This is a genomic window from Bradyrhizobium sp. Kon56 (genome assembly GCF_055807635.1).
On record NZ_JBVVOU010000004.1, the window covers coordinates 337,766 to 356,888 of the forward strand.

General features: G+C 63.4%; 19 protein-coding genes. 3 read left to right on the plus strand and 16 right to left on the minus strand.

Annotated features, from left to right (window positions below):
- Positions 1-39 precede the first annotated feature (39 nt).
- Both AC0L3B_RS09325 and AC0L3B_RS09330 read left to right on the plus strand, forming a co-directional pair.
- The gene (locus AC0L3B_RS09325) at positions 40-267 is read left to right on the plus strand and encodes a hypothetical protein (RefSeq protein ID WP_085348786.1); all 228 of its coding nucleotides are present in this window, start codon (positions 40-42) and stop codon (positions 265-267) included.
- Between the two features lie 570 nt (positions 268-837).
- Positions 838-1,743 carry a hypothetical protein gene (locus tag AC0L3B_RS09330; protein ID WP_377791877.1) on the plus strand — a complete coding sequence of 302 codons (906 nt, stop codon included), beginning with the start codon at positions 838-840 and terminating at the stop codon, positions 1,741-1,743.
- Positions 1,744-1,830: 87 nt separating this feature from the next.
- On the opposite strand, the gene AC0L3B_RS09335 is transcribed toward AC0L3B_RS09330, so the two are convergent.
- From AC0L3B_RS09335 to AC0L3B_RS09385, 11 genes are all read right to left on the minus strand, one after another.
- On the minus strand, positions 1,831-3,003 hold the full coding sequence (locus AC0L3B_RS09335; RefSeq protein WP_085360557.1) for a thiolase family protein: 1,173 nt from the start codon (positions 3,001-3,003) through the stop codon (positions 1,831-1,833).
- Between the two features lie 151 nt (positions 3,004-3,154).
- Positions 3,155-4,744 carry a phosphoglycerate dehydrogenase gene (serA, locus tag AC0L3B_RS09340; protein ID WP_473380317.1) on the minus strand — a complete coding sequence of 530 codons (1,590 nt, stop codon included), beginning with the start codon at positions 4,742-4,744 and terminating at the stop codon, positions 3,155-3,157.
- Positions 4,745-4,956: 212 nt separating this feature from the next.
- A complete protein-coding gene (locus AC0L3B_RS09345; RefSeq protein ID WP_085348790.1) occupies positions 4,957-6,129 on the minus strand; it encodes a phosphoserine transaminase in 1,173 nt (390 codons plus the stop codon).
- Positions 6,130-6,208: 79 nt separating this feature from the next.
- Positions 6,209-6,400 carry a hypothetical protein gene (locus tag AC0L3B_RS09350; RefSeq protein WP_231190264.1) on the minus strand — a complete coding sequence of 64 codons (192 nt, stop codon included), beginning with the start codon at positions 6,398-6,400 and terminating at the stop codon, positions 6,209-6,211.
- A gap of 171 nt (positions 6,401-6,571) precedes the next feature.
- Positions 6,572-7,036 carry a GNAT family N-acetyltransferase gene (locus AC0L3B_RS09355; RefSeq protein ID WP_204512348.1) on the minus strand — a complete coding sequence of 155 codons (465 nt, stop codon included), beginning with the start codon at positions 7,034-7,036 and terminating at the stop codon, positions 6,572-6,574.
- Positions 7,037-7,061: 25 nt separating this feature from the next.
- The gene (locus tag AC0L3B_RS09360) at positions 7,062-7,652 is read right to left on the minus strand and encodes a glutathione S-transferase family protein (RefSeq protein ID WP_085348793.1); all 591 of its coding nucleotides are present in this window, start codon (positions 7,650-7,652) and stop codon (positions 7,062-7,064) included.
- 68 nt (positions 7,653-7,720) lie between these two features.
- Positions 7,721-8,599, minus strand: a complete 879-nt coding sequence (locus AC0L3B_RS09365) for an outer membrane protein (protein WP_231190258.1) — start codon at positions 8,597-8,599, stop codon at positions 7,721-7,723.
- A gap of 167 nt (positions 8,600-8,766) precedes the next feature.
- A complete protein-coding gene (locus tag AC0L3B_RS09370; protein WP_204512350.1) occupies positions 8,767-9,606 on the minus strand; it encodes an outer membrane protein in 840 nt (279 codons plus the stop codon).
- Between the two features lie 235 nt (positions 9,607-9,841).
- On the minus strand, positions 9,842-11,092 hold the full coding sequence (locus AC0L3B_RS09375; RefSeq protein WP_473380318.1) for an MFS transporter: 1,251 nt from the start codon (positions 11,090-11,092) through the stop codon (positions 9,842-9,844).
- A 227-nt stretch (positions 11,093-11,319) separates the two neighbouring features.
- Positions 11,320-12,663 (minus strand): phosphoglucosamine mutase, encoded by a 1,344-nt coding sequence (gene glmM / locus AC0L3B_RS09380; RefSeq protein ID WP_085348797.1) that lies wholly within the window; start codon positions 12,661-12,663, stop codon positions 11,320-11,322.
- Between the two features lie 220 nt (positions 12,664-12,883).
- Positions 12,884-13,051 carry a hypothetical protein gene (locus AC0L3B_RS09385; RefSeq protein WP_018453553.1) on the minus strand — a complete coding sequence of 56 codons (168 nt, stop codon included), beginning with the start codon at positions 13,049-13,051 and terminating at the stop codon, positions 12,884-12,886.
- A gap of 134 nt (positions 13,052-13,185) precedes the next feature.
- Here AC0L3B_RS09385 and AC0L3B_RS09390 point away from each other — a divergent pair, with 134 nt between their 5' ends.
- Positions 13,186-14,322, plus strand: coding sequence for an alpha-hydroxy acid oxidase (locus tag AC0L3B_RS09390; RefSeq protein WP_018453552.1), 1,137 nt, complete (start codon positions 13,186-13,188; stop codon positions 14,320-14,322).
- 116 nt (positions 14,323-14,438) lie between these two features.
- Here AC0L3B_RS09390 and AC0L3B_RS09395 read toward each other — a convergent pair whose 3' ends face one another.
- From AC0L3B_RS09395 to AC0L3B_RS09415, 5 genes are all read right to left on the minus strand, one after another.
- Positions 14,439-15,062, minus strand: a complete 624-nt coding sequence (locus AC0L3B_RS09395) for a single stranded DNA-binding domain-containing protein (protein ID WP_026232553.1) — start codon at positions 15,060-15,062, stop codon at positions 14,439-14,441.
- A gap of 15 nt (positions 15,063-15,077) precedes the next feature.
- Positions 15,078-15,704, minus strand: a complete 627-nt coding sequence (locus AC0L3B_RS09400) for a hypothetical protein (RefSeq protein ID WP_085348798.1) — start codon at positions 15,702-15,704, stop codon at positions 15,078-15,080.
- Between the two features lie 66 nt (positions 15,705-15,770).
- The gene (locus tag AC0L3B_RS09405; protein ID WP_085348799.1) at positions 15,771-16,604 is read right to left on the minus strand and encodes a shikimate dehydrogenase; all 834 of its coding nucleotides are present in this window, start codon (positions 16,602-16,604) and stop codon (positions 15,771-15,773) included.
- 93 nt (positions 16,605-16,697) lie between these two features.
- On the minus strand, positions 16,698-18,452 hold the full coding sequence (locus AC0L3B_RS09410; protein WP_018453548.1) for a SulP family inorganic anion transporter: 1,755 nt from the start codon (positions 18,450-18,452) through the stop codon (positions 16,698-16,700).
- Between the two features lie 109 nt (positions 18,453-18,561).
- Positions 18,562-18,834, minus strand: coding sequence for a helix-turn-helix domain-containing protein (locus AC0L3B_RS09415; protein WP_007614761.1), 273 nt, complete (start codon positions 18,832-18,834; stop codon positions 18,562-18,564).
- Between the last annotated feature and the right edge of the window lie 289 nt (positions 18,835-19,123).

Consider the following 19,123-nt stretch of genomic DNA (forward strand, 5'->3'; position numbering starts at 1 on the left):
CACGCTGGCATCACAACAGCCATCAAACAGGAGGTCGCATTGACCGACATCGCACAGCAGGGAAGACAATCGCAGAGGTTTCTCGCGTCCGATCAAGAACAGCGATTGGTTGCGATGTGGAGACTTGGAGTGGTCGCCTTCTATGGCTCGCTCCTGGCGCTGGTGATTGCCTTCGCGGCAATGAGCAAGGCGCCCCGAGAGCGCCAAGCCAACCTGGCCTCCGACGATTTCGTTACCCACTACATTTCGAACCCGCCGGCGCCGTAGGCGATCGGGACGAGCGACAGCAAAGCATATGAGGACAATCGTGAACAATCACAACCGTGCTGCGTCTCCAATTCGGGCCAGATCTCCGGCATCGCACGACAGAAAGCGAACAGGCGGCGAGACGCGCCTGATGATTCTCGTTCTGCTGGGATTCGGCCTCGTTCACGTGATCGGCGCGATCCTCATTCAGCGCGCGTCGACCGAGCGAGGTGATCCGCCCCTGATCCTCGCTTCGCACACCGACTGACGGCCGCCACATGCAGCCGGTTCATGGGATTTGAAAACCAGGAGGCAACATTGCCAGCAATCATACGCACGATTTCCCGCACGGTCCTCTCGGTCATCGGTGCCGAATTGGCGAAGCACGCCCTCCTGTTATGCGCAGCGTGCGCCTTTGTGTTCGTGCTCTCACGAACCTACGGCCTGGATTTGAGCGCCGGATTCTTCTGACGTTCGCAATGGTGGCCGACATGACTGAAATCTGAAGACGCATCGTCGTCGATGCGCAAGTCCTGAGGAGCTGAGATGTACGTTGGCCGGATATTGTCCACGCTTGGCGGACAAGGACCTATGCTCCTGGTGATCTCGCTTTGCGCAGGGCTGATGATCACTCCCTTCGCTCATCTCGGCTACGATCTTTTGCCTTTTTCGGCATTTCTTCTGACGCTGGGCTCGTTTCTTACGGCGGGTCTTGCCCCCTCTGAAGCCAGCATTCGTCCGCTCCTGATGGGCGTGGTACTTGCCTGGGTTGGCCTGGTGCTGCCATTCGCTGCTGCGATTCTGCTGTCCTTTGCTCCGCTTGATCCTGCGCTGCGGGCCGGCGTTCTGCTTTCACTGCTGGCGCCGCCGGTCGGAAGCGCCGCTGCGATCGCCGGAATGCTCGGTTTGCGACCACGTCTTGCACTGCTCGTTTCCATCGCACTGACCTTGCTCACGCCGATCTCGATTCCGAGTTTTGCCACGGTGCTCGGGCTTGGAATTGCATTCGACATGGGCGGGCTGGCAATCCGGCTCTTCAGCATTATCGGCGCTGCAGGCCTGGTGGCCTTCTTAGCCATGAGGTTTCGTCGTCATGTGATTCCCGTTCTGCCCGATCAAAGCGCCGCCACCGGGATCGCCGTTGTCGGGCTCATGATCGTGGGGCTTGCCACCTCGCAAGGCATACGGGCGCAATGGACCAGCAACGCCCTGCGTTTCGACGTGATGCTCGCCGCGGCGATCGTGTTCAATTTCGGTCTGTGCGTCCTCGCTGCCCTGACGTTCGCGAGGCTGGGGTGGCAAACCGCCGGTACCATCGGTCTCGTGAGCGGAAACCGCAACGTCACGCTCGTGTGGGCAGCGGCGAGCTTCGGTCTGCCGTCGCTGGCGGAAGGTTATGTCGCTGCGTGCGTCATCCCGGTCCTCGCGCTTCCCCTCATCATCAAGCTTTGTCTTAGACTACCATCCTTCAGCCGCTTCATCCCACAAAACCGATGACTCAAAGAGTACACGCCTGACCTGGTGCTCAAACAACAAGGCACGGCGCTTGCGACGCCGTGCCTTCCGCATTCATGAGGCTCGATCTCAGCTGTAGATTTCGAACAGTCCCGCGCCGCCCTGGCCGCCGCCGATGCACATCGTCACGACGCCCCACTTCGCCTTGCGGCGCTTGCCCTCCTGGAGGATGTGGCCGGTGAGCCGCGCGCCGGTCATGCCGAACGGATGGCCGATCGCGATCGATCCGCCGTTGACATTGTACTTGGCGGGATCGATGCCGAGCTTGTCGCGCGAATAGAGACACTGGCTGGCGAAGGCTTCATTGAGCTCCCAGAGATCGATGTCGTCGATCTTCAGGCCATGACGCTTCAACAGCTTCGGCACGGCAAAGATCGGGCCGATGCCCATCTCGTCCGGCTCGCAACCCGCGGCCGCCCAGGCGACGAAGCGGCCCATGGGATTGAGGCCGCGCTTCTCCGCGTCCTTGGCTTCCATCAGCACCACGGCCGCGGCGCCGTCCGACAGCTGGCTGGCGTTGCCGGCCGTGACGAACTTGCCGGGGCCCCTGACGGGCTCGAGCTTGGCGAGACCTTCCAGCGTGGTCTCGGGCCGGTTGCACTCGTCGCGGTCGACGACGTAATCGACGATCGACTCGGCCTTGGTCGCCTTGTCGACCACCTTCATCTTAGTCTTCATCGGGACGATCTCGTCCTTGAACTTGCCGGCCTGCTGCGCGGCGGCCATGCGGCGCTGCGACTCCAGCGAATACTCGTCCTGATATTCACGGCTGAGATTGTAGCGCTCGGCGACGATATCGGCGGTGTCAATCATCGCCATGAAGATCGCCGGTGCCGTCTTGAGCAGTTCGGGATCGATCGTCTCCTTCGGCGTGCCGCCGCCCGGCATCGAGATGCTCTCGACGCCGCCTGCGACGATGCAGTCGGAACCGTCCGAGCGGATCGAGTTGGCGGCCATCGCGATGGTCTGGAGACCGGACGAGCAGAACCGGTTCACCGAGACGCCCCCGGTCGATTTCGGCATTCCCGCCAGCAGCGCGGCCTGGCGGCCGATGTTCGGCGCGCCATGAGCGCAATTGCCGAGATAGCAATCCTCGACATAGTCCTTCTCGACGCCGGCTCGGTCGACTGCGTGGTGAATGGCGTGGGCCGCGAGCGACATCGGCGGGGTGATGTTGAACCCGCCGCGGCCGGATTTCGCGAGGCCCGTGCGTGCATAGGAAACGATGACGGCTTCACGCATTGTTTTCTCCCTTTCGAACGATTTTGACCGGAGCATCGGTCGAGGTTTCTCGGCGCCATTGGTACACAATGTCCGGCGGTCGCGGGAGAAATAAAAACGCCGCCCTCGCGAGAGGGCGGCGTTGTTCCGCGGGTCGGAATATGTCGGCGGATCAGAACGTCAGCGCCTTGACCTGCTTGACCTGCGGCAGAGCCTGCACCTTGGCAAGCAGATCGGCCGGCACCGCGCCGTCGACCTCGATCAGCGCGATGGCATCGGAGCCCGGCGCAACGCGGCCAAGATGGAAGGTCGCGATGTTGATCTTGGCATCGCCGAGCAGGCTCGCGAACTTGCCTATGAAACCCGGCTTGTCCTCGTTGGTCACGTAGATCATCGACTTGCCAAATTCAGCGTCGACGCGGATGCCCTTGATGTCGACCAGGCGCGGCTTGCCGTCGGCATAGACCGTGCCCGAGACCGACCGCTCCTGCCGCTCGGTGGTGACGGTGACGGTGATCAGGCTTTCATAGTCACTCTGGGCGGCGCGGACGATCTCGTCCACCACCATGCCGCGCTCCTTGGCGACGACGGGCGCGGAGACGACGTTGACCTCACCCAGCATCGGCCGCAGCAGGCCCGACAGCACGGCGGAGGTGATCGCCTTGATCTTCATCTCGGCCACGTGGCCCTCATAGGTGATCTCGACCTTGAGGATGCCGCTCTCGGTGAGCTGTCCCGCGAACGAACCGAGCTTTTCAGCGAGCGCGATGAACGGCTTCAGCTTCGGCGCCTCTTCCGCCGTGATCGAGGGGAAGTTGACGGCATTCGAGATCGCGCCGGTGAGCAGGTAATCCGACATCTGCTCGGCAACCTGGAGCGCGACGTTCTCCTGCGCCTCGGTGGTGGACGCGCCGAGATGCGGCGTGCAGATCACGTTGGGATGACCGAACAGCACATTCGCGGTGGCGGGCTCCTCGACAAAGACGTCGAAAGCGGCGCCGGCGATGTGCTTGGAATTCAAAGCGTTGACCACGGCCTGCTCGTCGACGAGACCGCCGCGGGCGCAGTTGATCAGGCGCACGCCCTTCTTCATCTTGGCGATCGCGGATGCGTCGATGATGTTCTTGGTCTTCTCGGTCAGCGGGGTGTGCAGGGTGATGAAGTCGGCGCGCTTGAGCAGGTCGTCGAGCTCGACCTTCTCGACGCCGATGTCCCTGGCGCGCTCCGGCGACAGGAACGGATCGAACGCGATCACCTTCATGCGCAGGCCGAGCGCACGGTCGGCGACGATCGAGCCGATGTTGCCGCAGCCGACGACGCCGAGCACCTTGCCGGTGATCTCGACGCCCATGAAGCGGTTCTTCTCCCATTTGCCGGCTTGGGTCGAAGCGTCCGCCTGCGGAATCTCGCGCGCCAGCGCCAGCATCAGGGTGATGGCGTGCTCGGCGGTCGTGATCGAATTGCCGAACGGCGTGTTCATCACGATGATGCCCTTGGCCGTGGCGGCGGGAATCTCGACGTTGTCGACGCCGATGCCGGCGCGGCCGATCACCTTGAGGTTGGTCGCCTTCTCGAGGATCTTCGCGGTCGCCTTGGTTGCGGAGCGGATCGCGAGGCCGTCGTAATTGCCGATGATCTCGGCGAGCTTGTCCTTGTCCTTGCCGAGATTGGGCTGGAAGTCGACCTCGACGCCGCGGTCTTTGAATATCTGCACGGCAGCGGGAGAGAGCGCGTCGGAAATGAGAACTTTGGGTTTGGTCATGGAGATGTGTCCTTCGCCGTCCCTAGAGGGAGATCGGCCTGAGGGCCGGAATGGGGAATTGCTCGGAAGCTCTTTGCTCTCCCTCTCCCCGTTCTTACGGGGAGAGGGTCGGGGTGAGGGGCAGCCACAGGCGGGGTGCTCGCGGAGAGAGCCCCTCACCCGGATCGCTGCGCGACCCGACCTCTCCCCGTAAGAACGGGGAGAGGTAAAAACTACGCCGCCTTGGCGAGCGCGGCCTTGGTCTCGGCGAAGGCCCAGTCGATCCACTGGGTCAGCAGCGCGACATCACTGGCCTCGACGGTGGCGCCGCACCAGATACGCAGGCCGGCGGGCGCATCGCGATAGTAGGCGAAGTCGTAGCCCGCGCCCTCTTTCTCGACCAGCGCCACCAGCTTCTTGCTGAACTCGGCCTGCGCGTCCTCGGAGAGTGAGGTGATCGCGGGATCGGTGAACTTCAGGCACACCGAAGTGTTGGAGCGGATTGCGGCGTCCTTGGCGAGGAAGTCGATCCAAGGCGTCTTAGCCTTCCAGTCGGCGAGCACCTTGGTGTTGGCGTCGGCGCGCGCGATCAACGCCTTCAGACCGCCGATCGACTTGGCCCAGTTCAGTGCGTCGAGATAATCCTCGACGCAGAGCATCGACGGCGTGTTGATGGTCTCGCCGACGAAAATGCCTTCGTTGATCTTGCCGCCCTTGGTCATGCGGAAAATCTTCGGCAGCGGCCAGGCCGGCTTGTAGGTTTCGAGCCGCTCCACCGCGCGGGGCGACAGGATCAGCATGCCATGCGCGGCTTCGCCGCCGAGCGCCTTCTGCCAGGAGAAGGTGACGACGTCGAGCTTGGCCCAGTCGAGGGGTTGCGCGAACGCGGCCGAGGTGGCGTCGCAGATGGTCAGGCCTTCGCGGGTCGCGCTGATCCAGTCGGCGTTCGGCACGCGCACGCCCGAGGTGGTGCCGTTCCAGGTGAAGACGACGTCGGACTTCGGATCGACCTTGGAGAGGTCGGGGATCTCACCGTAAGCCGCGTTGAGCTTGGTGACGTCCTTGAGCTTCAATTCCTTGACGATGTCGCTGACCCAGCCCTCGCCAAAGGATTCCCAGGCGAGCGTGGTGACGGGCCGCGCACCCAGCATCGACCACAGCGCCATCTCGACCGCGCCGGTATCGGAGGCCGGCACGATGCCGATGCGATAATCAGCGGGCACTTCGAGCACTTCGCGCGTCAAATCGATCGCGAGCTTGAGCTTGGTCTTGCCGACCTTCGCGCGATGCGAACGGCCGAGCGCTGCGTCCTTGAGATTTTGGGCATTCCATCCGGGGCGCTTGGCGCAGGGGCCGGAGGAAAAATGCGGCACGTTCGGCCGCGAAGCGGGCTTCGCTACAGTCATCGTCTACCCTTCCAGATAGTAAGCCTCCCGTTGGGGGGAGGTGTCCCGCCGCGGCTGATACGGGAAACGGGAAGAGTCGTCAAGGAAGTTCCGGCGGTTCACGCGCGGGTGATGGCGCCTCCGGTGCGATCTTGGGGGAATCGACCACCGCCAGCGCGTTCAGCAAGCCCGTGGCATCGCTGATCAATTGCGCGGCGCGGCGGCGGCTGCCGACTTTCAAAATGCATTTGTCATTGGCCTGCACGACGTAGTCGTTGCCGACCTTGATCATCGAATAGCTTGTCATCGAAATCCCCGAACCGATCGAGCCCGGTTTCGACGCCCCGTAGCACCGTTCGTTCCTTCACCAACGTGAACGCCGTGACGGTGGTTTATCAGCTCTTAATATGAACGTACGCGCGATCCGATTTCGCTGATCGCGCAAGGCTCATAGCGTGCTGCGTCAAAAGCGGACAGTCATGCCGACGTGACTCGCCGTGAACCCAAGCCGCTTGTAGAAGCGCTGCGCATCTGTTCGCGTCTGATGCGTCAGCAGTTCGACGAGATTGCAACCGCGCGCTTTCGCTTCCGTCACCGCCCATTGCACCAATTGCTCGCCGATGCCGCGGCTGCGGCAATCGGAAGCGACGCGGACGTCTTCGAGCAGACCGCGCAAGCCGCCTTGCGAGCTGAGACCCGGCAGGATCGCGAGCTGCAGGCAGCCGACCACCCTGCCCTCACTCTCGACAACCACAAGCTGGATATTTTGATCGCGCTCGATCCGCGCGAATGCCTCGTAATAGGACGCATGCAACGGGTCTTCCACGCGCTCGCGTGCGCTCCCGAGATGATCGTCGGCGAGCATCGTCACGATCGCAGCAACATCTTCGCGGCGCGCGGGACGAATGGAGACAGATTGGGCGTTCATAAAGTTACTCCTGCCTCAAGCGCGCCTAACGCACCTTGGGTATCCCGAGAAAGGTCTCGGCTTCGCCGATCCAGCGGCGGATGGCGGCATAGCGACCGAGATCGAAGCCGCCTTCATGCGCGACGCGCGTATAGGCAAGCAGCGAGACGTCGGCAAGCGAAACGTCATCACCGGCGAAGAAGCGGTTTGCCGCCAGATGCTGCTCCATGCGATCGAGCGCCGCGTAGCCGCGCTTGACCTTTTCAGGATCGAGCTCGGAGGCGTCCTTGCCGAGATAGACGAGCTGGAAGCGGCACACCGCGATATAGGGCTCGTGGCTGTATTGTTCCCAGAACAGCCATTCGTCCATCTTGGCGGCAGTGAAGGCGTCGCCCGGAATGAGCGCACTGTCGCGCGCGAGATAGCGGATGATGGCATTGGACTGCGCCAGCGTGCGACCGTCGTCGAAAGCGACGGTGGGCACCTGGCCGGCACCGTTCATCTGGAGGAATTGCGGCGTACGGGTCTCGCCCTTGCGGGTGTCGATCTCGATCCACTCGTAGAGCACCGCGAGCTTGTCGCAGACCCACTTCACCTTCAGACAATTGCCGGAATTGCTATCGCCGTAGATCCGCATCGGTGCCCCCGCGCATTCGGCGACAGAGCATCAGGACAGAAGGAACCTGTCAACAGAAAGCGGGCGACTCAGAACTGGTAGCCAATGCCGACGCGGAAGTTATTCAGGCCGACAGTGATGTCCTTCACGTCCGAGAAGCCGACATGCTCCCATTCGCCGCGAACCAGGATGTTGTTGCAGATCGCGTACTCGACACCGATACCGGCCGTCCATCCATACATGAAGCTGTTGGTGCGCAGCTCAGTCTTGTTAAACGTACCCGTGTCAATCGTGACCTGTCGATGGATCGTCGCCGTAACACCGCCCAGGACAATCGACTCGTCATAGTCGTCATGCTTGATGTAGGACACGGTCGCGAATCGCGAAACTTCAGCGCGCCCAATCGCCAGACCGGCGAAGGCATAGGGCATGAAGTCGCCGCCGTCCCAACCGACCCGACCGCGGAAGGTGGCGTAATCCTTCAGCTTTAGCGCAGCACCACCACCGAGTGAAGTGACGTAGGTATAGGTATGGCCCGTTGGCGCCGTCTCACCGTCGAGAATGCGTGTCATGGAATCACTTGCCGAGCTCGATATATTCTTCATGTAGCTGTAATTGGCCTCGACGCCGAACACTGCATCGTAGAGCTGCCAATTGCGGCCGACATAGGCGCCAAACCCGGTCGACTGCACGTGGTTACTCGGCAGCAGCGACCAGCCGCCGACTGGCGCCTCAAGGATGCTGTTGCGAAGCATGAAGTCGGTCATCGTCTTCGGAGCATGACTGAAATCAACATCGGTCGTGGCAAACCCGAACTGGCCGCCAACATAAAAACCGTCCCAATTGTGGGACGTCTTTGACAGCCCGTCGGTGAAGCTACCTCGGAGGATGGGAAGATCGGAGAGATCGGCCGCGTGCGCCGCGGAGACCGTCCCCAACATCGCCGCCGCCAACAAAAGCCTACGCATCGAACGCTCCATCGAACTCGAACTTTCACTCGTGATCATGGCTCGTTAACCTTAACCAATGGTTGCGTAGGAGGCTTTCGTCGCCGCCCGCCATGAAAAATACGCAAAGCAAAACGGCGCGGGATGATCCCGCGCCGTTAAGAAGTCCTAACCGATCAGGCTGACGATCAGCCCTTGGTGACGAGCGGCGGCATGTAGGCCGGCGGGCTGTTGAGATCCCAGCGCACGCCGAGCTTGACGTCATGCGAGGTGAGCTCCTTGATCTTGATTGTGGACGGACCCGAGGCGCTGTTGTCGAACAAGCGGTAGTTGCCGGGCGCAGCATCGCCGAGGTTCATGTAGCTGTAGGCCAGTTCGACCGTGAAGCCGGGGTTGACCTTGTAAGCGAGACCGGCGTGTGCGGCCCAAGCCAGGTTCCACTTTCCGCTGTCGGCGAAGTAGGCGACGCTGGCGCTCGGGGTCGGGGTCAGCGCGGCGAGATATGCAACGCCGTCGTCACGGAAGCCGCTAATTTTGTTGTAGGAGCCGCCGACACCGGCGCCGATGAACGGCGTGATGCACCACCAGGTGCCGAGATCGACATAGGCGTTGGCCATGACGACCCACTCCGACTTGCTGCCGCTATAATTGTCCGAGCCAACGAAGCCCGGCCCAATGACGTTATCAGCACCGTGCAGGTTGGCCTTGCCCCGGTATTGGCCGATCACGTCGGTGCGAAACCAGTTGTTGAAGCGATAGCCGACGCCGAGGTCGAACAGCGGTGACGAGTCGAAGCCAAGCCCCTCCGTCGTTTTAGTAAACCCAGGCGCTACCGCGCCGTCGATGCGCTTGGCGCTCTGGTTGGTCATGCCGACGTCGCCGCGCAGGTACCAGCCACCGAAGTCGGCGGGCGGAGCCGGGGGCGCGTACATCGGAGGGGGCGCCGCGATCGGCATGTCGGCGGCGAACGCCATCGAGGAGATCAGGGTTGCCGCACCCGCGGCAAGGAGAGACTTAACGCTACGCATTGGCTTCGTCCTTTTGGCCGGTGAGGCAATACGGCGCCTCACGTTCTGGAAACTCACGGCCCGGACGATGCCAGCAAATGCTTAAGCGCCACTTAACCCTAATTTTTAAGGTTGATTTTTTCTCAACTCGCACGCGCGGGCGGCGCGAGCGTTGCAAAAATGCAGCGCCAAATGCGACGCCGTCGCCGCATTTCCTAACGATGTATGAAGCCGCGTTGCAGCAAGTCAGGATATGTTAACGCGCGTGCCGCGGCAGCTTGGGCAGGAACACCGCAAGCAGGCCGATCGCCGGCAGATAGGCGCAAACCTGGTAGACGAACGCGATCGAGGTGTGGTCCGCGAGCTTGCCGAGCACGGCGGCGCCCAGGCCGCCGATGCCGAAGGCGACACCGAAGAACACGCCGGAGATCATCCCGAAGCGGTGCGGGACCAGCTCCTGCGCGAACACGATGATCGACGACGTCGTCGAGGAGATGATCAGGCCGATGATCACGGACAGCACCGCGCTCGCATAGAGCCCGGCATAGGGCAGCGCCAGCGTGAACGGCAGCGCCCCCAGGATCGAGATCCAGATCACGATCTTGCGGCCGAAGCGATCGCCCAGGGGACCACCGAGAAAAGCGCCGACCGCGTTCGCTGCGAGGAAAATGAAGAGATACATCTGCGCGGCTTGCGTCGACACGCCGAAGCGGTCGATCAGATAGAAGATGTAGTAGCTCGACAGGCTCGAGACGTAGAGCTGCTTCGAGAACAGCAGCGCGACCAGCACGAGGAGCGCAACGACGACGCGACGCGAATTCGGCGCGTCGGGATGGTCTTGATCCACCGCCGTCTTCTTCGCCTTGATCTGCGGTTCGTACCAGCGGCCGATGCGCCAGAGGATGAGGATCGCAAGGAAGGCGATCGAGGAGAACCAGGCGATGCTGCCCTGCCCGAACGGCACGACGATGAGCGCGGCGAGCACCGGTCCCATCGAGGTGCCAAAACTGCCGCCGAGCTGGAACACCGATTGCGCAAAACCGTAGCGGCCGCCGGAGGCGAGCCGCGCGATGCGCGCCGACTCCGGGTGAAACACCGCCGAGCCGAGGCCGACCAGAGCGGCTGCGACGAGGATGACGAGATATTGGTGGGCGGCGCTGAGCAGCAACAGACCGAAGAAGGTCGAGGCCATGCCGATCGACAGCGAATAGGGCTGCGCCTTCTTGTCGGTGTAGTGGCCGACCACCGGCTGGAGCAGCGAGGCCGTGAACTGGAAGGCCAGCGTGATCATGCCGATCTGCGCGAAGTCGAGCGCATAGGTGTCCTTCAGGATCGGATACACCGAGGCGATCAGCGACTGCATGGTGTCGTTGAGGAAGTGCGAGAAGCTGATGCCGGCCAGCACGACATAGGCCGGCCCCGCGGCACCTTTGGCGCCGGGCTCGACGTCGCTGACGAGGACGGGCTCCGTCAGTGTTTCCTCTGAGACGACGACAGGCTTGTTCACTGGAGCATCCCGGCGGGCGCGGCAGATTGCCGCGACAAGCTAGTTACGATGCGCGCGGCGACCGATCCACCGCCAATCGTCGATGGCTGGGATGCGCTTCGCTCCATCCCTTGCAGTAGTTCGTAGCCCGGATGGAGCGCAGCGCAATCCGGGGCCGTTCGCTTGTTGCGCGATTCCCGGATTTCGCTGCGCTCCATCCGGGCTACGATCGTGCTTCGCGTAGCGCCTCAGGCCGCGGCGTTCCCGAGCGCCGAGACGATGGTATCGACGACGTCCTCGACCAGGATGCGATCCTCGCCCTCGCCCATGACGCGGATCACCGGCTCGGTGCCGGAGGAGCGGATCAGCAGGCGGCCGTGGCCGTTGAGCCGCTGCTCGCCGTCGGAGATCGCCGACTTGACGTCGGAATTGTCGAGCGGCTTGCCGCCTTTATAACGGACGTTCTTCAGGATCTGCGGCAGCGGATCGAAGCGGTGGCAGACTTCCGACACCGGCCGGCGCAGCTTCTGCACCACGGCAAGCACCTGCAATGCGGCCACGAAGCCGTCCCCGGTGGTGGCGTAGTCGGACAGGATGATGTGGCCGGACTGCTCGCCACCGAGATTGTAGCCGCCGTTCAGCATCTGCTCGAGCACGTAGCGATCGCCGACCGGCGTGCGCACGAGATCGAGCCCCTGCGCATTGAGGAATCGCTCGAGCCCGAGGTTCGACATCACGGTGGCGACGATGCCCGATCGCGAAAGCCGACCGTCTTCCTTCCAGCTCTGCGCGATCACCGCGAGCAGCTGGTCGCCGTCGACGATGTGGCCGCGCTCGTCGACCAGGATGACGCGATCGGCGTCACCGTCGAGCGCGATACCGATGTCGGCGCGCATCTCGCGCACCTTCTTCGACAGCGCTTCGGGCGAGGTGGAGCCGCATTCCTTGTTGATGTTGAAGCCGTCGGGCTCGACCCCGATCGGAATCACGTCGGCACCCAGCTCCCACAGCGCTTCCGGCACCACCTTGTAGGCGGCGCCATTGGCGCAATCGACCACGACGCGCAAGCCGTCGAGCGACAGATCGCGCGGCAGCGTGCGCTTGGCGAATTCGATGTAGCGGTCATGCACGCCGTCGATGCGGCGGGCGCGGCCGAGACTGGCGCTCTGGGCGAGACGCTTGTCGATGGGCTCATCGAGCAGCTGCTCGATCTGCTTCTCGACGTCGTCGGAGAGCTTGAAGCCCTGCGGCCCGAACAGCTTGATGCCGTTGTCCTCGAACAGATTATGCGAGGCGGAGATCATCACGCCGAGATCGGCGCGCATCGACTTGGTCAGCATCGCGACCGCCGGCGTCGGCATCGGGCCGACCAGCAGCACGTCCATGCCGACCGAAGTGAAGCCCGCGACCATCGCGTATTCGATCATGTAGCCGGACAGGCGGGTGTCCTTGCCGATCACGACCCTGTGGCGGTGGTCACCGCGCTGAAACGCCAGGCCTGCGGCCTGGCCGACCTTGAGCGCGAGCTCCGGCGTGATCAGTCCGTTGGCGCGGCCCCGGATCCCGTCCGTCCCGAAATATTTGCGGCTCATATCGTCCCCCACGCAACAACCAGGGATCCCCAGCGCAACCTCCGGGTGCCCAAGCGGGACCCGCATCCCTGATTTGCTGAGGTCTTATAGAGCCATCACGGCTAACTTGGCTTCAAAAAATATGATGAATCATTACGGAACCGGGCGGCTCCCGGCCCCAATAACGTCTTGTTAACATTATATTTCCGTTGAAGATACTGGAACAGGGCGGAACCGGCACCTAGTCCGAGCGCTTCACATGGCCGTCCGCGCGGCTCGGCGCCGGCTGGGTGACACTGACGGGATCGGAGCCCGGAAAGGTCTCTTCCAGACCCTCCTCCAGCGCTTCCTCGAGATCATGCTTCTCCTTGATCTCCTCCGGCGTCGGTCCGGTGTGCGGCCTGGTCATGGCGCCCTCCTCTCCACAAAGGATTTGCAAACGATTTGGCTGTGCATCCAACCATGCTAGATGACCCCTCGATCTTCCGATGCAAGAGTCTTCCCATACAAGACTCTTCCGACAAGACGGGCCGGGAAACGTTCATGAAGCACATCACCTGTATCGACGATCTTCGCACACTGCATCAGCGCCGCGTGCCGAAGGCGTTCTTCGATTATTGCGACCGCGGCTCCTACGCCGAGGAAACGCTGCGCGCCAACCGCGAAGACATGCAGGCGATCAAGTTCCGCCAGCGCATTCTGGTCGACGTCTCCAAACGCGACACCGCGACCACGATCCTCGGCGAGCCCTCGACCATGCCGCTGATCCTCGCGCCGGTGGGCCTGCTCGGCATGCAGCATGGCGATGGCGAGATCCATGCCTGCCGTGCCGCGCAAGCGGCCGGTATCCCGTTCACGCAGTCGACGATGTCGATCTGCTCGATCGAGGACATCGCGGCCAATGTCGAGAAGCCGTTCTGGTTCCAGCTCTACGTGATGAAGGACCGCGGCTTCATCAAGGAGTTGATCCAGCGCGCGATCGCGGCGAAATGCTCCGCGCTGGTGCTGACCGTCGATCTCCAGGTCATCGGCCAGCGCCACCAGGACATCAAGAACGGCATGACGATCCCCCCCGAGTGGACGATGTCTAAATTTCTGGATTTCGCCACAAAGCCCGCGTGGGTCTCCGGCGTGCTGCGGGGCAAGCGCCGTACCTTCGGCAACATCGCCGGCCACGTGAAGAACACCGAGGACCTCAATCGCCTCGCCGAATGGACCGCCTCGCAGTTCGACACGTCGTTGAACTGGAAGGACGTCGAGTGGGTCCGCAGCATCTGGCCGGGCAAGCTGATCATCAAGGGCATTCTGGACGTCGAGGACGCCGAGGAAGCCGCCAAGACCGGCGCGCAGGCTCTCGTCGTCTCGAACCATGGCGGCCGTCAGCTCGACGGCGCGCCGTCATCGATCGAGGTGCTGCCCGAGATCGCCGAGGCGGTCGGTGACAGGATGGAGATCATGTTCGACGGCGGCATCCGCTCCGGCCAGGACGTGATGCGCGCGCTCGCGCTCGGCGCGAAGTCCTGCATGATCGGCCGCGCCTACGCCTATGGCCTTGGCGCCGGCGGCCAGGCCGGCGTCGCCAAGGCGATCGACATCATCCAGAAGGAGCTGCTCACCACCATGGGCCTGTGCGGCGTCAACCGGATTGACGAAATCGACGAACATATCATCGCGATGTGAACCGCAGCGGCAGTGCCGTAGGGTGGGCAAAGCGAAGCGTGCCCACCAATTCGCAAATCGTAGGGTGGGCACGGCGCTTCGCGCCTTTGCCCACCCTAAGATTTCAGCGTTCGCCCTCACATCGGCGGCGTCACCCCGTCGCGGCCGACATTCACCCGGTTGGCCTCAAGCGAACCATCGTCCTTCTTCACCGCGCCGAAAATGATCAGCTTGGCGCCGGGCTTGAGCTCGGATTTGTCGCTGGCGACGAAGGTGACGATCGGCGTGTCCGGCGGCACCACGACTTTCTTCTCGCCGTCCTTGTACTTGACCGTGATGTTCTGGCCGTCGGTGCCCTTCACCGTCTGCGCCACGGTGGCGTTGGTCATGGTCGAGTTGGCGCGCGCGTCCCAGGGACGAAAACCTTCGGCCGCGCCGCGCTGGTTTTCGGGGAAGATGTGCACCGCGATCGCCTTCTGGGTGCCGTCGGGCTCGGGCAGGCCGGTGACGCCGATATAGGAGCCGTCCTTGATCTCCGACAACGACGTCTTCACCACCGCGAAGACGGCGACGTTGTCGGTCATGCGCACCTTCACGTCGGTTCCTTCGCGGGTCTTGATGCCGAGCGTGTTGCCGTCGACGCTCTCGATGGTGCCGCGGATGCGGACCGTCGGCGTCTGCTGCGCCAGGGCGGATGACGTGACGATGCAGGCGGCGAACGCGGCCACGCCGAGGCGTGATATCCAGGTTCTCTTCGACATGTTGTTATTCTCCATTTACATCGGCGGCGTCAGGCCGTCGCGGCCGACGCTGACGCGGTTGGTTTCGAATGAGCCGTCCGGCAGCTGCTTCATGAAGGCGATCACCTTGGCGCCGGCCTTCAGATCGGATCTGTCGCCGGGGACAAAGGTCACCACCGGCGTATTGTCGGCGACGAACACCTTCTTCTCGCCGTCCTTGTACTTGACCAGCAGCGTATGGCCGTCATTGCCGACCACGCTCTCCGACACGGTCGCATTGGTCATGCTGGAATTGGGCTTGAGGTCATAGGGTCGCGAGCCCTCGCCGGTGCCGCGCATGCTCTCCGGAAACACGTGCACCTCGACCGCGTTCGCGCCTCCGTCCGGTCCCGGCACGGTGGTGGCGCCGACGAAGGAGCCGGGCTTGATGTCGGCAAGTGAAATCCTGGTAATGCCCGACACGTTTACGTCGGAGGCGATGTGCAGCTTGACATCCTCGCCGCTGCGCGCCTTGACCTGCATCGTGTCGCCATTGACGCTTTCGATCGTGCCTCGCACGCGCGTCGGCACCGGCGCCCTTTGCGCAAGGGCCGAGAGGGTCGAGACGGCCACCATCGCGACGGCGATGAGCGGACGTGTGAAAGTTGCACGTTGAACAGACATGATGGTCTCCGATTGCGCCCTATTGTCCCTACGGACATAGAACTCCGGAGATTACGCGCTATTCTCTCAAGTCTTTGTGAGATCGGCCTCGACCAGCGCACGCAGCTCGGCCGTGACCTGCGGCCGCTGGCCGAACCACAGCTCGAAGCCGCGGACCGCCTGATGCAGCAGCATGCCGAGCCCGTCGGCGGTCTTCAACCCGCGCGCCTGTGCGGCCGCCAGCAGCGGCGTCACCAGCGGGACATAGACGAGATCGGCGATCACGGCGCCATCCGGCAGGCGCGCCACTTTAAGGTCGAGTGAAGGCTGACCGTGCATGCCGAGCGAGGTCGTGTTCACGAGAAGTTTTGCACGCGGCAGAATGTGGTCGATGCCATCCCACGCAACAGGATGCACCTTCGGCCCGAACTGCCTTGCAAGCATCTCGGCCCGGCCGACGGTGCGATTGGCGAGATGGACGCGCTTGATGCCGCGTTCAAGCAACCCGAACACGATGGCGCGCGAGGAGCCGCCGGCGCCGAGCACCAGCGCCTCTTCGGCTGCGTCCCAGCCGGGCGCGCTGGCATCGAGATTGCCGATAAAGCCCTCGACGTCGGTGTTGGTCGAGCGCAGCTCGCCGTCCGCAAACCACAGCGTGTTGGCCGCACCGACCGCTCGCGCGCGGGCATCGGGCGTCGACAGCTCGAGCACGCCTTCCTTGTGCGGGATGGTGACGTTGGCGCCGACGAAGCCGCGCAGCGACAGCCGCAGGACGAAGTCACGCAAATTATCGGGTGGAACCGCCTCGATGACATAGCCGCCCTCGATCCCGAGCGTGCGCAGCCAGTATCGATGGATCAGCGGCGAGCGCGAATGCGCGGCCGGCCATCCGATCAGACAGGCTGCGGGAGCCTTGGTCACGGTCGTCCTCCCCTGGGGTCGTTTCGGAGGCGATCCATTTCGTGTCCCGCAGGCGCTGTCAAGCGCGCGGGGCGTCTCGGGAGAGGCTCGACGTCAGGTCGTGCCCGCCTCACCACCCGCGGGCAGCGCCGCGCCGCCCTTGATGTCGGCGACCGCACGCGCGATGGTCTCGCGATAGCGCGCGCGTGGCGGCGTGACGCCATGGGTGAGCAGCGCACGGCGGACCGCAGGCGACGCCCCTGTGATGAACAGCCGGATGCCCTGGCGGTGGGCCTTGGCGGCGACGCGGCCGAGCACGTTGGCCGCGGTCGAATCTAGGAACGGCACGTCGGCGAAATCGACCACAAAACCCTTGCGCTTGTCGGCGATGCCGTCGAGCACACTGCCGATCGCCGAGGCCGCGCCGAAGAAGAACGCGCCGGTGATGCGATAGACCAGCACGTCGCGATCGACCGCGAGTGCGGGGTCGTAAGGCACGCGCCCGCCATTATCGTCATCGGGACGATCGGCGGCCACCAGTGGCGATCGTTCCTCGATGCCCGTCATTTCCGCCATGCGATGGATGAACAGGACCGCGCCAAGCGCGAAGCCAACCAGAATGCCCTCGGTCAGATCGCGGAAGATGGTGAGCAGGAAGGTTGCGAGCAGCACGACGGCATCGCCCCATGACGAGCGAAGGAGCGTCGCGAATTCGTGCTTCTCCGCCATGGTCCAGGCCACCACGACGAGCACGGCGGCGAGCGCGGCCAGCGGGATGTAGCTCGCGAGCGGCGCTGCGATCAGCATGAACAGCAGCAGGAAAACCGAATGCAGCATGCCCGCGAGCGGCCCCCGCGCGCCGGCGCGGATGTTGGTCGCCGTGCGCGCGATCAGCCCCGTGACACAGATGCCGCCGAACACCGCCGCGCCGACATTGGCGGCACCTTGCGCCACCAGCTCGCAATTGGAGCGGTGACGGCGTCCGGTCATGCCGTCGGCCACCACCGCCGACAGCAGCGATTCGATGGCGGCGAGCAGTGCGAAGGAGATCGCATCGGGCAGCACGGCGGTCGCCTTCGCGAGCGAGAATGCAGGCAAGGCTGGCGAGGGCAGTTCCCGCGGAATGCCGCCGAAGCGCGATCCGACGGTCTCGACCGGCAGCGACAGCACGGCACATGCGACCGCCGCGAGCACGACCGCGATCAGGATACCGGGCCAGGACGGCAGCCAGCGTCGCAGGCCGGCGATGATGGCAATGCTGACGATCGCAACCGCGACCGCCGACGGATTGACGGTGTGCAGGCCCCCGGCAAGCGCGACGAGTTTCGGGACGAATTCGCTGGGCTCCTTCGCGAGGAGCGTGATCCCGCCGAGATCGCGCAGCTGGCTGGCGAAGATGATGACGGCGATGCCGGCCGTGAAGCCAACCGTCACAGGATATGGAATGAACTTGATATAGGTGCCGATCCGCAGGAAGCCCGCAGCGATCAGGAACAGGCCCGCCATCAGCGTGGCCAGGACCACGCCGTCAACCCCGTGACGGTCGGCGGTCGCCGCAACCAGCACAATGAAGGCGCCGGCCGGACCGCCGATCTGGAATCGGCTGCCGCCGAGCAGTGACGCAATGAAGCCGCCGACAACAGCGGTGTAGAGTCCGCGGTCCGGCGTCACGCCCGAGGCGATCGCGATCGCCATCGACAACGGCAGCGCGACGATCGCGACCGTGAGGCCCGCGAACACATCGGCACGGAAATCCGATAAGCCATAGCCCTCGCGCCATACGGTGACGAGCTTTGGCAGATAGAGTTCGGTAAAGGTCGGCCGACGAGGCTGGTGCAGCTTGCCTGCGTGTTCGCCTGTGATGCTCATTTCAGCAAAATGCTCCGCTGCCCACAACGCTCCGATGCATCGTGCGGCCGCGTATCGGGGCGCGACGGTGCGTTAGTTAAGACTGCTCCCGAGCATGATCATTGCGGGATCATGCTCCCACCCGACGCGGCGGCCCCGGCTCCTTAAGCCGAACGCCACGTCCGCCGCCTTCGCTGCGCGCCTGTTCGCCGATCAGCTCGACGCCGGCGCGATCAAAGGCTTCGACCACTTTCATCAAGGTCTCGACCACGCCGCGGACATTGCCGGTGCTCGCCTCCATCCGCTGAATGGTCGGCAGCGAAACGCCTGCGAGCTCCGCCAAGGCCCTCTGGTCAATGCCGAGCAGCGCACGCGCTGCCCGCATCTGGAACGACGTGATCACCTTGGCCTCACCTATGAAAGATTATAAATGATGTCTGGAGCATGCACAATGATGTAAAATACATCATAAACGACCGAACGCAAGGGGAAGCTCGCCATGCGAGCCATCCGTCTCCACCGTCATTGCGAGGAGCGAAGCGACGAAGCAATCCAGAATTCCTCCGGGGAAAGACTGGATTGCTTCCGCCTTCGCTAAAGCTTCGGCGGACAAGTCGCTGCGCTCACAATGACGGTTGGGAGGAGCAGCGTGAGTCCAACCTTCGCCACGCCCATTGTGAAGCCCGTCACCC